The organism is Thauera sp. 27 (genome assembly GCF_000310125.2).
GTDB classification, from domain to species: Bacteria; Pseudomonadota; Gammaproteobacteria; order Burkholderiales; family Rhodocyclaceae; genus Thauera; species Thauera mechernichensis.
The window spans coordinates 1-12,437 of the sequence record NZ_AMXB01000018.1; the positions used below are offsets into that span (position 1 = coordinate 1).

Annotated in this window: 13 protein-coding genes; 7 read left to right on the forward strand and 6 right to left on the reverse strand. The window is 66.2% G+C overall.

The window, feature by feature from the left end:
- Positions 1-112: 112 nt before the first annotated feature.
- The 5 genes from dnaB to rpsF all read right to left on the reverse strand — a co-directional run bounded on the left by dnaB (position 113) and on the right by rpsF (position 3,089).
- Positions 113-1,516 carry a replicative DNA helicase gene (dnaB, locus tag B447_RS11280; protein ID WP_198291789.1) on the reverse strand — a complete coding sequence of 468 codons (1,404 nt, stop codon included), beginning with the start codon at positions 1,514-1,516 and terminating at the stop codon, positions 113-115.
- 130 nt (positions 1,517-1,646) lie between these two features.
- Positions 1,647-2,096 (reverse strand): 50S ribosomal protein L9, encoded by a 450-nt coding sequence (gene rplI / locus B447_RS11285; protein ID WP_002933042.1) that lies wholly within the window; start codon positions 2,094-2,096, stop codon positions 1,647-1,649.
- Positions 2,097-2,111: 15 nt separating this feature from the next.
- Positions 2,112-2,387 (reverse strand): 30S ribosomal protein S18, encoded by a 276-nt coding sequence (gene rpsR / locus B447_RS11290; protein ID WP_002933051.1) that lies wholly within the window; start codon positions 2,385-2,387, stop codon positions 2,112-2,114.
- Between the two features lie 2 nt (positions 2,388-2,389).
- Positions 2,390-2,662, reverse strand: a complete 273-nt coding sequence (gene priB, locus B447_RS11295; RefSeq protein WP_386040092.1) for a primosomal replication protein N — start codon at positions 2,660-2,662, stop codon at positions 2,390-2,392.
- Positions 2,663-2,705: 43 nt separating this feature from the next.
- Positions 2,706-3,089, reverse strand: a complete 384-nt coding sequence (gene rpsF / locus B447_RS11300; RefSeq protein WP_002933056.1) for a 30S ribosomal protein S6 — start codon at positions 3,087-3,089, stop codon at positions 2,706-2,708.
- Between the two features lie 251 nt (positions 3,090-3,340).
- Between rpsF and B447_RS11305 the strand changes: the two genes are divergently transcribed.
- Entirely contained in the window at positions 3,341-3,691 is a 351-nt protein-coding gene (locus B447_RS11305) for a hypothetical protein (protein ID WP_002933057.1), read from the forward strand.
- Positions 3,692-3,716: 25 nt separating this feature from the next.
- Here the strand turns inward: B447_RS11305 and hrpA are convergent, their stop codons facing one another.
- Entirely contained in the window at positions 3,717-7,943 is a 4,227-nt protein-coding gene (hrpA, locus tag B447_RS11310; RefSeq protein ID WP_198291790.1) for an ATP-dependent RNA helicase HrpA, read from the reverse strand.
- 113 nt (positions 7,944-8,056) lie between these two features.
- Between hrpA and B447_RS11315 the strand changes: the two genes are divergently transcribed.
- From B447_RS11315 to rarD, 6 genes are all read left to right on the forward strand, one after another.
- A complete protein-coding gene (locus B447_RS11315) occupies positions 8,057-8,575 on the forward strand; it encodes a DUF2478 domain-containing protein (protein ID WP_002933065.1) in 519 nt (172 codons plus the stop codon).
- A 3-nt stretch (positions 8,576-8,578) separates the two neighbouring features.
- Positions 8,579-8,833: a YkgJ family cysteine cluster protein gene (locus tag B447_RS11320; protein ID WP_002933067.1), complete on the forward strand. Its 255-nt coding sequence runs from the start codon at positions 8,579-8,581 to the stop codon at positions 8,831-8,833.
- 124 nt (positions 8,834-8,957) lie between these two features.
- Positions 8,958-9,782 carry an undecaprenyl-diphosphate phosphatase gene (locus B447_RS11325; protein ID WP_002933072.1) on the forward strand — a complete coding sequence of 275 codons (825 nt, stop codon included), beginning with the start codon at positions 8,958-8,960 and terminating at the stop codon, positions 9,780-9,782.
- Between the two features lie 14 nt (positions 9,783-9,796).
- Positions 9,797-10,369 (forward strand): YqiA/YcfP family alpha/beta fold hydrolase, encoded by a 573-nt coding sequence (locus B447_RS11330; RefSeq protein WP_198291791.1) that lies wholly within the window; start codon positions 9,797-9,799, stop codon positions 10,367-10,369.
- Positions 10,370-10,385: 16 nt separating this feature from the next.
- Positions 10,386-11,279, forward strand: a complete 894-nt coding sequence (locus B447_RS11335; RefSeq protein ID WP_002939958.1) for a class I SAM-dependent methyltransferase — start codon at positions 10,386-10,388, stop codon at positions 11,277-11,279.
- Between the two features lie 155 nt (positions 11,280-11,434).
- Positions 11,435-12,310, forward strand: a complete 876-nt coding sequence (rarD, locus tag B447_RS11340; protein WP_002939959.1) for an EamA family transporter RarD — start codon at positions 11,435-11,437, stop codon at positions 12,308-12,310.
- Positions 12,311-12,437 lie beyond the last annotated feature (127 nt).

Here is a 12,437-nt window from a genome sequence, read left to right on the forward strand (position 1 = left end):
GCTGAAGAGGTGCGCATTATAGACACCCAATCCAGACCGTCAAGAAAAATAACGATCAAGGTTTTAAATGGATGCATGCCGGCGCATCCGGTATGCGCACCCCCAGCTCCCGTCAGTAGGCTCCCGGTGCGGCCGCATAGTTTTCGAATCGCGTGTTCTCACCAATGAAGGTCATGCGCACGGTGCCGGTCGGACCGTTACGGTGCTTGCCGATGATCAGCTCCGCCGTGCCCTTGTCCGGCGAATCGGGGTTGTAGACCTCGTCACGATAGATGAACATGATGATGTCCGCATCCTGCTCGATCGCACCGGATTCGCGCAGATCGGACATCACGGGACGCTTGTTGGGACGCTGCTCGAGACTTCGGTTCAACTGCGACAAGGCAATGATCGGCACATGGAGCTCCTTGGCCAGCGACTTCACGGAGCGCGAGATCTCGGAGAGCTCTGACGCCCGGTTGTCGCCTTCACGCGTACCGCTCATCAGCTGCAGGTAGTCGATGACGATGAGGCCGAGCTTGCCGCACTGGCGAGCGAGCCGGCGCGCACGCGCGCGCAGATCGATCGGATTGAGACCCGGCGTCTCATCGATGAAGAGCGGCGCATCGTAGAGCTTGCCCATCGCCATGGTGAGCCGCTGCCAGTCATCGTCGGTAAGCCGTCCACTGCGGATCTTCTGCATGTCGATGCGACCGACCGAAGAGATGAAGCGGGTCGCGAGCTGCGTGCCCGGCATTTCCATCGAGAAGATCGCCACCGGCAGGCGCTGCTCGATCGCAATGTGCTCGGCAAGATTCAAGGCGAAGGTCGTCTTGCCCATTGCCGGACGCCCCGCAACGATGATCATGTCCGACGGCTGCAGGCCGGACGTCTTCTCATCGAGATCCACCAGCCCAGTAGGCACCCCTGTAACCTCTTGCGGGTTGTCGCGGTCGTAGAGCTCCTGCACCCGATCCACCACTTGCTTGAGGATGGGCTGGATGGAGACGAACCCGCTGGTATGACGGGCACCGGCCTCGGCAATCTCGAACACCTTCGCCTCAGCCTCGTCGAGCAAGGCCTTGGCGTCCTTGCCGGAAGGGCTCAGCGCACTCGCCGCAATCTCGTCGCCGACCGCCACCAGCTTGCGCAGGATTGCGCGCTCGCGAACGATCTCGGCGTAGCGGCGGATGTTCGCCGCCGACGGCGTGTTGTTGGCGATCTCGGCAATGTAGGCGAGACCGCCGGCCTGCTCGGCCTCTCCGTTCTTCTCCAGCGACTCGAACACCGTCACCACGTCGGCCGGCCGCCCCTGATCGATGAGCCGGGTGATGTGGCGGTAGATGCGGCGATGGTCGTCGCGATAGAAGTCGGACTCGTTGGCAAGATCGGCAACCCGCTCCCAAGCCTGGTTGTCGAGCAGGATGCCGCCGATCAGCGACTGCTCGGCCTCGATCGAATGCGGCGGCAGCTTGATCTGCGCCAGTTGCGGATCGGCCGCGACATGGTCGGCAAAACGGGAGGGGAGAGAGCTCATCACGACCACCTTTCGATTCCACTCATCGGATTCTAGCGATGCTAGCGGCGCGCCACTTGCACGGCACGCTTCCGAAAGCAAAAAGGGCTGCGCAAGGCAGCCCTTTCGATCACGCGCAAAGACGCGGGAATTACTGCTCGCCAACCACCGTCACGGTGATGGTCGCGAGGACATCTGCGTGCAGGGACACTTCGACCTGGACATCACCGACCTGCTTGAGCGGGCCATCGGGCAGACGCACGGCCGAACGCTCGATCTCGAAGCCCTGAGCCACCAGTCCATCGGCGATGTCGGCGTTGCCGACCGAGCCGAACAGGCGACCGTCCATGCCGGCCTTGCGGGCGACCTGGACGCTGACGCCTTCGAGCTTGGCTGCGAGCGCCTGGGCGGCAGCGAGCTTCTCTGCCTGGGCGCGCTCGAGTTCAGCGCGGCGGGCTTCGAACTCGGCCAGATTGGCCTGCGTGGCACGCTTGGCCTTGCCCTGCGGAATCAGGAAGTTACGAGCGTAACCATCCTTGACCTTGACCACATCGCCGAGGCCACCCAGATTGACAACCTTCTCGAGAAGAATGATTTGCATGACGTCGTTCCTCTCTTACTGGTGCAGGTCGGTGTAAGGCATCAGAGCCAGGAAGCGGGCGCGCTTGACGGCGACCGACAGCTGACGCTGGTAACCCGCCTTGGTGCCGGTAATGCGGGCCGGCATGATCTTGGCGTTTTCGGTGATGAAGTCCTTGAGGATGTCCACATCCTTGTAGTCGACTTCTTCGATCTTCTCAGCGGTGAAGCGGCAGAACTTGCGACGCTTGAACAGACCACGACCGCCGCGGTCATCTTTCTTCTTGAACTTGGATTTGGGCTTGAAGGCCATTTTCAGTTTCCTTCGAGAAATTCGATTGTGTTCAGATGCAGAACCGGGCTGCGACTGCGCATGCTCCTGGCGGCCATGAAACCGGTCGCGCGGATCGCGCATCCCGGAGCCGCCACCGCGAGCACCGCAGCCAGATCACCCACTGCGACCGCCTGGAGCTCCACCGAAACATCGCGGCTCAAACCCGCTTCGATCTGTTTCGATTCGTGCGCCAACGTACAGCTGGCGACCGGCACTCCGGCAGGGGTTCGACGCAACGGCAGCACTTCGGCCACGCGCGCATCGATGCGCAGTTGGTTCAGACCCGGCTCAGGCAACTCAGGCAGCAGCAGCTTCGCTGTCGGCCGGCTTGTCGTCGGAAGCGGTGCTCAGCGAGCGCGACTTCTCTTCCTTCATCATCGGCGAAGGCGTGGTCACGGCCTTCTTCATCTTGATGGTGAGGTGGCGCAGCACGGCGTCGTTGAACTTGAACGAGTGCTCGAGTTCAGCCAGCGTCTCGCCGTCGCACTCGATGTTCATCAGCACGTAGTGAGCCTTGTGCACCTTCTGGATCGGGTAGGCCATCTGGCGGCGACCCCAGTCTTCCAGGCGGTGGATCTGGCCATTGCGGGCGGTCACGATGGTCTTGTAGCGTTCGACCATCGCCGGCACCTGCTCGGACTGGTCCGGGTGGACGATGAATACGATTTCGTAGTGTCGCATGCAGACTCCTTGCGGTTGAGTGAAGCAGCCCCCCGGCATGCGAATCCGGTGGGGCAAGGGAAGCCCACGAATATAACAAGAAACCCGGGGATGTCAAAGCCTTGTATTGACAAGGCGGACACAACGAGGCCCATGTCGGCACGCTCGAAAAATCCTGCTTACATTCGCACCGCCCCCGTATGCGCCGCAGCGCCTAGCATGCAGACACCGGGGCCATGCCCTGCGACACGACAACACGAACGAGGCAGATCATGAAGACACCCCTCTACCACAAGCTGCTCACCGCACTTCTGTGCGGCGGACTGCTCGCCAGCGCGGGCGCTGCCGAAGCGCGCGGCGACCGTGATCACCGCGGCTGGGACAGGCACGGACACACCCATAAGTACAAGCATGCGTACAAGCACAAACACGTCCACCGCGGCTGGGACGAGCGCCATGTCGTGCGCGAACGCGTGATCATCCACGAGCGTCCTCGCCACTATCGCGAGACGATCGTGCACAAGCACTACTACGAACCGGCGTATCGCCCCTACACCTATAGCCATTCGCCCGCAGTGGTGATCGGGGTGAGCGTCCCCCCGATCGTGATCCCGCTACGCTGAGACGGCGAGAGCCGCCCGCGTCGGGCTAGCGCGGGCGGCTCTCCCAGATCTTCTGCAGACGCTTGACCGACACGGGCATCGGCGTCCTCAGCTCCTGCGCATACAGACCGACGCGCAACTCCTCCAGCAGCCAGCGGAATTCCTCCAGCGCAGGGTCTTCGACGCCGGCGCGGCGGCGCGCCAGTCGCTCTCGCTCCCAGGCCTGGGCAAGCTGCCTCCACTCGGCCATGGCCTGTGCATCACGCGCCGGATTGTTGCGGAGTTTGTCGAGCCGAACCGATGCTCCTTTCAGGTAGCGCGGGAAATGGGCCAGCCTTTCCCACTCGAAGGCGACCAGGAAGTCCTTGGGCAACAGCCCGCCAAGTTGAGCCTGGATGTCTGCAACGACCTCGGGGAAGGTTTTCAGCCCAGACAGCCGCTTCTGCAAGCCCGCGTGCTCAACCAGCAACTGGCCCGCCAGGCGTACGAACTCCTGTGCAACCAGACTGACCCGCGTCTTCGCCTCTGCGCACCGCTGCGCGAAGGCTCCCGCCTCGGTCGGCAAAGGCTCCAGCAGACAGCAACGGCTCAATGTGGCGTCCACCAGGCGAGCCTTCAGCTCGGCCTCGGTGCCGAAGCTCATGTACTGCAACGCAAGCTCACGCAGGCCGGGCAGGCGCTCGACAGCACGCACCTGATCCTTCAGGTTCAACGCAAACAGACGGGCGAGACCGCGCCGATGCACACGCGCCGCCTCCTCGGGGGTGTCATAGGGCCGCAGCGAAACACTGTCGCCGTCATCATGCAGCGCAGGGAAGCCAATCACCTCGCGGCCGGCGACGCGGATCTCGAGCAGCTCGGGCAAGGGGCCAAAACTCCACGTGGTGAAGCCGGACAGCGTCTTCGCCGGTAGCGCTGGTGCCTCATTGCCCAGCCCCGCCACCTCAGCCGTCGCCCCGTCACGCCCCCGCGCGGCACCGCCCGCCTGCGCACCGCGGCCCGATGCAGCATGACTCGCACCGGGGCCGGACTGCCCTCCACCCGCGCGATCCGCCCGAACGCTTGCGGGCGCGCCTGCCACGCCGGCCGCCGAGAGCGCGCCCGCAAGCGCACTGCCGATATTCGCCGCCGAGAAACGCGCCGCCACCTGCTCGCGGAAGCGCGCGCGCAGGTCCATCAGGTTGCGCGACTGCCCCATCACCCGGCCGTGCTCGTCTATCACGCGGAAGTTCATGAAGCAGTGGGGCTTGAGGTTCTCCGTGCGGAAGCTCTCCAGCGGCAGCTTCAGCTGCACGCGCTCCTCGACGAAGCGCTGCAGCATCTTCAGCAGCGGCTCGTCGGTGTCGAACTCGCCGGCCTCGCAAGCCGCCATGAAGGCCGCTGCGCTCTCGGCCACCGGCTGCAGGCGGTGGCGGTGCTTCTGCGGCACGGTCTTCATCAGCGCCGCGACTTTCTCCTCCAGCAACCCCGGCACCAGCCACTCGCAGCGGTTGGTCGGGACCTGATTCAACATGGCCAGCGGCACGGTCAGCGTCACACCGTCATCGGCCTCACCGGGTTGATGCAGGTAGGTGAGCTTGAGCTTCTGTCCCAGCACCTCCAGCACGGGTGGAAAACGGTCGGTCGTGACGCCCTCGGCCTCATGGCGCATCAACTGCTCGCGCGACAGGTGCAGCAGCCTGGGCTCGGACTTCTCCGCCTTCTTCCGCCATGCCTCCAGGCTGGCGACATCGCAAACATCCGCGGGGATCTTGCTGTCGTAGAAGGCCTCGATCAGCGCCTCGTCCACCAGCACGTCGGGACGGCGCGACTTGTGCTCCAGACGCTCGATCTCCGTCACCAGGCGCTGATTGTGAGAAAGGAAGGCCATCGCGCGCGCCGCGCCCTCCGCAACCTCGCCCTGCACCAACCCCTCGCGGATAAGGAGCTCGCGGCATAGTGCCGGATCGATGTCCCGATAGGCCACGCCGCGGCGCGGGTAGATCACCAGGCCGTACAGCGTGCCGCGCTCCCAGGCGCGCACCGCGCCCGAAGCCTTGGACCAGTGCGGCTCGAAGACCTGGCGCTTGAGCAGATGGCCGCCGACCTCTTCCACCCACTCCGGCTCGATGCGCGCGATGCAGCGCCCGAACAGGCGGCTGGTCTCGACCTGCTCTGCGGCCATGATCCACTTGCCGGCCTTCTTCGCGAGCGACGAGCCTGGATGCGGCCAGAACTTGATCCCGCGCGCGCCCAGGTAGGAACCCGCCTGCGGGCCCTTGGTTGCGTGCTCTCCTTCATCGACCTTGCAGCCTATGTTGCCGAGCAGCCCTGCGAGCAAGGCCTTGTGGATCGCCTCGTAGTTGGCGGGTTGCGCGTTGTCCTTCCAGCCGTGCTCAGCGCACAGCGTGTGCAGCTGACTGAACACGTCACGCCATTCGCGCATGCGCATGGTGTTGAGGAAGTGCTTCTTGCACCAGGCCTTCTGCTTGCTGGACGACTCGTGACGCTGCACCTCGTCCCAAGCCTTCCACAGATGCCAGTACCAGAGGAACTCGGACTTCTGGTCCTGCTCGCCGCCACGGAACCTTGCGTGGGCCTGGTCGGCGCCGCCGGGACTGTCCTGCGGCCGCTCGCGCGGGTCCTGCACCGACAGCGCGGCGGCGATCACCAGCAACTCGGCGAGCGCGCCACGATCGCGCGCGGCGAGGATCATGCGGCCGATGCGCGGATCGAGCGGCAGCCTGGCAAGCTCGATGCCGATCGGGGTGAGCTTGCGCTCATCGTCGTCGCTGACGGCGCCGAGCTCGGCGAGCAACGCATAGCCGTCGCCGATCAGGCGCGAGCCCGGCGCATCGATGAAGGGAAAGTCCTCCACCGCGCCCAGCTTCAGGGCCTTCATGCGCAAGATCACGCCAGCCAGCGAGGAACGCAGGATCTCGGGGTCGGTGTGCGCCGGGCGGCGGTTGAAATCGTCCTCGTCGTAAAGACGGAAGCAGATACCGTCCATGACCCGGCCGCAGCGCCCAGCGCGCTGCTTCGCGGCCGACTGGGCGACCTTCTCGACCTGCAACTGCTCGACCTTGTTGCGCGGCGAGTAGCGCTTGATGCGTGCCAGGCCCGTGTCGACCACGTAGCGGATGCCGGGCACGGTCAGCGAGGTCTCGGCCACGTTGGTCGACAACACCACCCGGCGCCCGCTGGAGGGCGAGAACACGCGCGCCTGCTCCTGAGCCGACTGGCGCGCGAACAGCGGCAGGATCTCTGTACCAGGCAGATGATGGGCCTTGCGCAGCGCCTCTGCGGCCTCGCGGATCTCGCGCTCGCCCGGCAGGAAGACCAGCACGTCGCCCGGGCCGCAGCGCTGCGCCTCGTCGACCGCTTCGACAAGGGCGTCCATCAGGTCGCGCCCCTTATCCTTCGACTTGTCGCCCTTCGCCGCAGCCGTCCGCGCGGCCGCGGCGGGGTCGAGCTCCTCGCTCTCCACCGGCCGGTAGCGCATTTCGATCGGATACAGTCGCCCCGAAACCTCGATCACCGGCGCCGGCTGGCCCGCGGCGTCGGCGAAGTGTGTCGCGAAGCGCTCGGCATCGAGCGTCGCCGAGGTCACCACCACCTTAAGGTCGGGCCGGCGCGGCAGCAGGGTCTTGAGGTAACCGAGCAGGAAGTCGATATTGAGGCTGCGCTCGTGCGCCTCGTCGATGATCAGGGTGTCATAGGCGGCGAGCAACGGATCGGTCTGAGTCTCGGCGAGCAGGATGCCGTCGGTCATCAGCTTGATGTGGCTGCGCTCGCTACTGCGGTCGGTGAAGCGGATCTTGTAGCCCACCACCTCGCCAAGCGGGCTCCTGAGCTCCTGCGCAATGCGGCTCGCAGTTGCGCGCGCGGCAATCCGGCGCGGCTGGGTATGGCCGATGAGACCGGCAACGCCGCGACCGAGCGTCAGTGCGATCTTGGGCAATTGAGTGGTCTTGCCCGAACCGGTCTCGCCACAGACGATGATGACCTGGTGGGCGGCCAAGGCCGCGGCGATCTCGTCGCGCCGCGCCGAAACCGGCAGCTCGGGCGGAAAATCCGGCGTCGGCAGTGCGGCCCGACGAGCGGCATAGGCAGCGCGGGAACGCATGAGCAGCGTCTCGAGATCGGCCTGCAGCCGGGCGTGCTGGTCCGCTGCGCGCGGCGGGCGCGCGAGATCCCTCGCCAATCGACGCAATCGTGGCCGGTCGGCGCTCAGGCAATCATCGAAGTTCGGCGTGTCGGCCGGGCGGCGTGCGCCCCGTTGTTCAGCCCTCATGGATCCGTATCGGCGTCGTCAGGGCGCGCATTATCCTCCGCATCGCCCCCTTGTTGGCGTCGCAGTGCGACAATGGCGGCTGACACCGTACGCGCCGAACGCCGAGCCCGACCATGCCAGCCACAGCCATTGCCGCCGTCGTATACAAGCCCACCGACAACATCGAGGCCCTGCTCGCCCAGGCTGCACGCGCGCTCGCGGCAGACGGCGTGAAACTCGGCGGCGTGCTGCAGCACGACATCGCCACCGTCATTGACGACCCCTGCGCCATGGAACTGGAGAACCTGGAGACCGGCGAGAGCATCCCGCTGTCGCAGGAGCTCGGACGCGGCTCGGTGGCCTGCCGGGTCGACCCCGACGCGCTGGCACGCGGCTCGGTTGCGGTGCGCGGCGCGATCGAACGCGGTGTCGATCTGGTCATCATCAACAAGTTCGGCGCCCAGGAGGTCTCGGGCGCCGGCCTGCGCGCCGAGATGGGCGAAACGGTGATGGCTGGCGTGCCACTATTGACGGCCGTTGGCGAGCGCTTCCTCGGCGAATGGAAGAACTTCACCGGCGACGAAGGTGCGCTGCTGCCGCCCACGCTCGAGGCCGTCCTCGACTGGTGGTCAGCGCTGCCTGGGCAGGCATAGGCAATGGACTGTCGCTCGGGCTGCGCTGCCTGTTGCATCGCCCCCTCGATCTCCTCGGCCATCCCAGGCATGGCGCAGGGCAAACCGGCTGGCGTGCGCTGCATCCAGCTCGACGCCTCAAACCGCTGCCAGCTCTTCGGCGACCCGCGCCGGCCCGCGGTGTGCACCAGCCTGCAGCCCTCCATCGAAATGTGCGGCAGCGAGCAGGCGCACGCGCTGCGCTACCTGGACAGGCTCGAAGCACTCACCGCCGCCTGAGCGCTCCCAACGGTTCGGCGGACAACCGCCGAAGGCGACCGTGTCACGCATTCGGCATTGCCGCCGCAGTGCAACATCCCGGGGGCTATAATCCCGCCGCCCCCTTTCCCCACACCCAAGCCGCATGGACCTCTCTCTCCTTCTCGTCGCCCTCATCCTCGGAATCGTAGAGGGCCTGACCGAATTCCTGCCCGTGTCTTCCACCGGCCACCTGATCATCGTAGGCGACCTCCTCGGCTACAACGATGACACCAGCAAGGTATTCAAGATCGTCATCCAGCTCGCCGCCATCCTCGCCGTGTGCTGGGACTACCGCGAGCGCCTGATCAAGGTCGCCGTCGGCCTGCCCACGCAACCAAGCGCACAGCGTTTCGTGTGGATGCTGTTCATCGGCTTCCTGCCCGCGGCCATCCTCGGCCTGATGTTCCACTCCACGATCAAGGGCCTGCTGTTCAACCCGATCACGGTGGCGACCGCACTGGTGGTGGGCGGGCTGATCATCCTGTATGTGGAAAAGCGCGCCTATCACCCGCGCATCAACGACGTCGACGAGATGCGCTGGCCCGACGCGCTCAAGGTCGGCTTCGCGCAGGCGCTGGCGATGATTCCTGGCACCTCGCGCTCGGGCGCCACCATCATGGGCGGACTGATCTTCGGCCTGTCGCGCAAGACGGCAGCGGAGTTTTCCTTCTTCCTGGCGATCCCGACCATGTTCGCCGCCACCGCCTACGATCTGTACAAGAACTGGGCGCTGCTGCGGATCGAAGACCTGCCCGTGTTCGCGGTCGGCTTCGTCGCCTCCTTCATCGCAGCCATGTGGGCGGTGAAGAGCTTCATCAAGTTCATCTCCAACCACACCTTCATCGTCTTCGCCTGGTACCGCATCGCCTTTGGCATCTTCGTGCTGGCAACGTGGTACTTCGGCTGGGTCGAATGGTCCGAGCCCTGATCGAGGAACACACGATGATCGTCTACCTGCATGGTTTCCGCTCCGCCCCGGCCTCGATCAAGGCCCAGGCGCTCAAGGCGCGCATGACCGAGCGCGGGCTTGCCGAGCAGTTCTGGTGCGAGCAACTGCCCGTATCGCCGCGCGCCGCGATCGCGCTCGCCGAGGACGCGATCGCCCGCGCCCGCGCCGCCGGCCTGGAGCCGGCGGTGGTCGGCAGTTCGCTCGGCGGCTACTACGCCACCTGGCTCGCCGAACGCCACAACCTGCGCGCGGTGCTGGTCAATCCGGCGGTCGTCGCGCCGCTCTCGCTCGAGGCATACATCGGCACGCAGGACAACATGTACACCGGCGCGCGCTTCGAGTTCACCCGCACCCACATCGACGAGCTGCGCGCCCTGGAAGTGGCAACGATCACCCGCCCGGAACGCTACTGGCTGCTGGTTGAAACCGGCGACGAGGTGCTCGACTACCGCCACGCAGTACAGCGCTACACCGGCGCCCGGCAGACTGTGCTCGAGGGCGGCGACCACGGCTTTTCGCGCTGGAGCGACTACCTCGACGCGGTGATAGACTTCACCTGCCCCTGACGCCCGGCTGCCACCGATGAGCACCTACGACACCACCCCCAGCACACTGGACGCAGCCCAAGGCGCCGCACCCGGCTTCGACCCGCGCCGCTTCAAGGCCATGGAGCGCGCCGGTTTCAATCGCATCGCCGCACGCTATGCCGAAGGGGCGCACTTGCGCGCCGACCTCGCCGCAGCCCTGCTCGACGCCGCCGCGCTTGCGCCGGGACAGCGCGTGCTCGACCTCGCCAGCGGCCCCGGCCTGCTCGCACGCGACGCCGCGCTGCGCGTTGCCCCCGCCGGCACCGTGCTCGCCACCGATATCGCCGAAGGCATGCTCGCCGAGGGCGCGCGCCGCTGTGGCGAGCATGCCAAGGCGCCCTGCTTCGCGGCCACCGACGCCGAGCACCTGTGCCTGGCCGATGCCAGCGTGGACCGCGTGCTCGCCGGCCTCGCACTGTTCATCTTCCCGCAGCCCGAACGCGCGCTCGCCGAGATGCACCGCGTGCTCGTGCCCGGAGGGCAGATCGCGCTGTCGGTGTGGGGCACGCGAGAAACCGTGCCACTGATACACCGCGCGCAGGACACCATCGCCCGCCTGCTGCCGCCGCCCAAGGTCGCCCGCCCCTCGGTGTTCCGCTACGGCAAACCGGAAGTCCTGGCACAGACGCTGAGCGCGGCCGGTTTCATTAACGTCGACATCCGCACATGTACGTTCAGCTGTCACTTCGACAGCGCCGAGGCCTACTGGCAGGCCTTCCTCCACCTCGCGGGTGGCGCGGCCGAAGCCCTCGGCCGGCTGCCCCAGGCAACGCAGGAGGCGCTACAAGCGGCAGTCGCCGACGAGCTGGCCGATCATCGCTGCAGTGACGACCGCGGCGGTTACCTGCTGCAAGCTCACACCCTGATTGCCACCGCTACGCGTCAATGACCCTGTAGCCCCGTGTCGCCTGCGGCTCAGCACCTGCACGGCACGAATGCGCAGCAAGGGCCCCCTGTCCACCTCACGCCCCGTCACCCAGCCCACTCCACGCCATAGCTTCGCTCGTGCCCACGCCTTCCCCCCATACCCACGCGCGCAACGGCATGCTGGCCGCGCTGACCGCCTTCTGCATCTGGGGGCTGGCGCCGCTCTACTTCCGCGCCATCGGCAGCGTGCCGCCGTTCGAGATCGTCGCCCATCGTGTGTTGTGGTCAGCCCTGTTCCTCGCCGGCCTGCTCGCGCTAATCCCTTCGACCGGCGGATTCGCTCGCGTGCGCGCGGTCCTCGCGCAACCCCGCCTGCTCGCGCTGCTCACCCTCACCGCACTCCTGACCAGCAGTAACTGGCTGGTCTTCATCTGGGCGATCGACGCCGGTCGCTTGCTCGAGGCCAGCCTGGGCTACTTCATCAACCCACTCGTCAGCGTGGCCTTGGGCGCGATCTTCCTTGGCGAGCGCCTGCGCCCGCTGCAAGCGGCAGCAGTGGCGATCGCCTGTGCCGGCGTGGGCTGGCGGGTTTGGCAGCTGGGCAGCCCGCCATGGATCGCCATTTTCCTCGCCGGCACCTTCGGCCTCTACGGCCTGTTGCGCAAGCGCGCCCCAGTGGAGGCCGCAAGCGGCCTGTTCATCGAGACCCTGCTGGTCGCACCGCTGGCGCTGGCGTGGCTGGTCTGGCTGGGCGCACAGAACGCACTCACCTTCGGTGCCGGCACGACCGTCGACTGGCTGCTACCGCTCTCGGGCATTCTCACAGCAGTACCACTGACGCTGTTCGCAGTCGGTGCGCGGCGACTGCCGCTCGCCACCGTGGGTTTCCTGCAGTACCTCGCGCCCAGCCTCAACTTCCTGGTCGCGGTCGTGATCTTCCGCGAACCCCTGGACACTACCCAGCTCGTCGGCTTTGCCCTGATCTGGCTTGCACTCGCGGTGTACTCGGCCGACCTCATTCGCAGCGCGCGCAGATCAGGGAACACTGGATAGGCAGCGCGGCACCGCGTGGAAGGCGCCCCGCAAGCCCGGAGCAGCGGTGCGCAAGCGCGATACGAGCGGCAACGCATCCGGAAATGGGGCTGACCGCCCGAATCCAGTAAACTAGCGCGCTTGCTTT

Bases quoted from the DNA above. Each gene is read 5' to 3' on its own strand.
- B447_RS11315 (WP_002933065.1), top strand. From the start codon at position 8,057: ATGCCAGCCACAGCCATTGCCGCCGTCGTATACAAGCCCACCGACAAC.
- dnaB (WP_198291789.1), bottom strand. From the start codon at position 1,516: ATGAGCTCTCTCCCCTCCCGTTTTGCCGACCATGTCGCGGCCGATCCG.
- rarD (WP_002939959.1), top strand. From the start codon at position 11,435: ATGCTGGCCGCGCTGACCGCCTTCTGCATCTGGGGGCTGGCGCCGCTC.
- rpsR (WP_002933051.1), bottom strand. From the start codon at position 2,387: ATGGCCTTCAAGCCCAAATCCAAGTTCAAGAAGAAAGATGACCGCGGC.
- B447_RS11320 (WP_002933067.1), top strand. From the start codon at position 8,579: ATGGACTGTCGCTCGGGCTGCGCTGCCTGTTGCATCGCCCCCTCGATC.
- B447_RS11325 (WP_002933072.1), top strand. From the start codon at position 8,958: ATGGACCTCTCTCTCCTTCTCGTCGCCCTCATCCTCGGAATCGTAGAG.
- B447_RS11305 (WP_002933057.1), top strand. From the start codon at position 3,341: ATGAAGACACCCCTCTACCACAAGCTGCTCACCGCACTTCTGTGCGGC.
- B447_RS11335 (WP_002939958.1), top strand. From the start codon at position 10,386: ATGAGCACCTACGACACCACCCCCAGCACACTGGACGCAGCCCAAGGC.
- rpsF (WP_002933056.1), bottom strand. From the start codon at position 3,089: ATGCGACACTACGAAATCGTATTCATCGTCCACCCGGACCAGTCCGAG.
- rplI (WP_002933042.1), bottom strand. From the start codon at position 2,096: ATGCAAATCATTCTTCTCGAGAAGGTTGTCAATCTGGGTGGCCTCGGC.
- hrpA (WP_198291790.1), bottom strand. From the start codon at position 7,943: ATGAGGGCTGAACAACGGGGCGCACGCCGCCCGGCCGACACGCCGAAC.
- B447_RS11330 (WP_198291791.1), top strand. From the start codon at position 9,797: ATGATCGTCTACCTGCATGGTTTCCGCTCCGCCCCGGCCTCGATCAAG.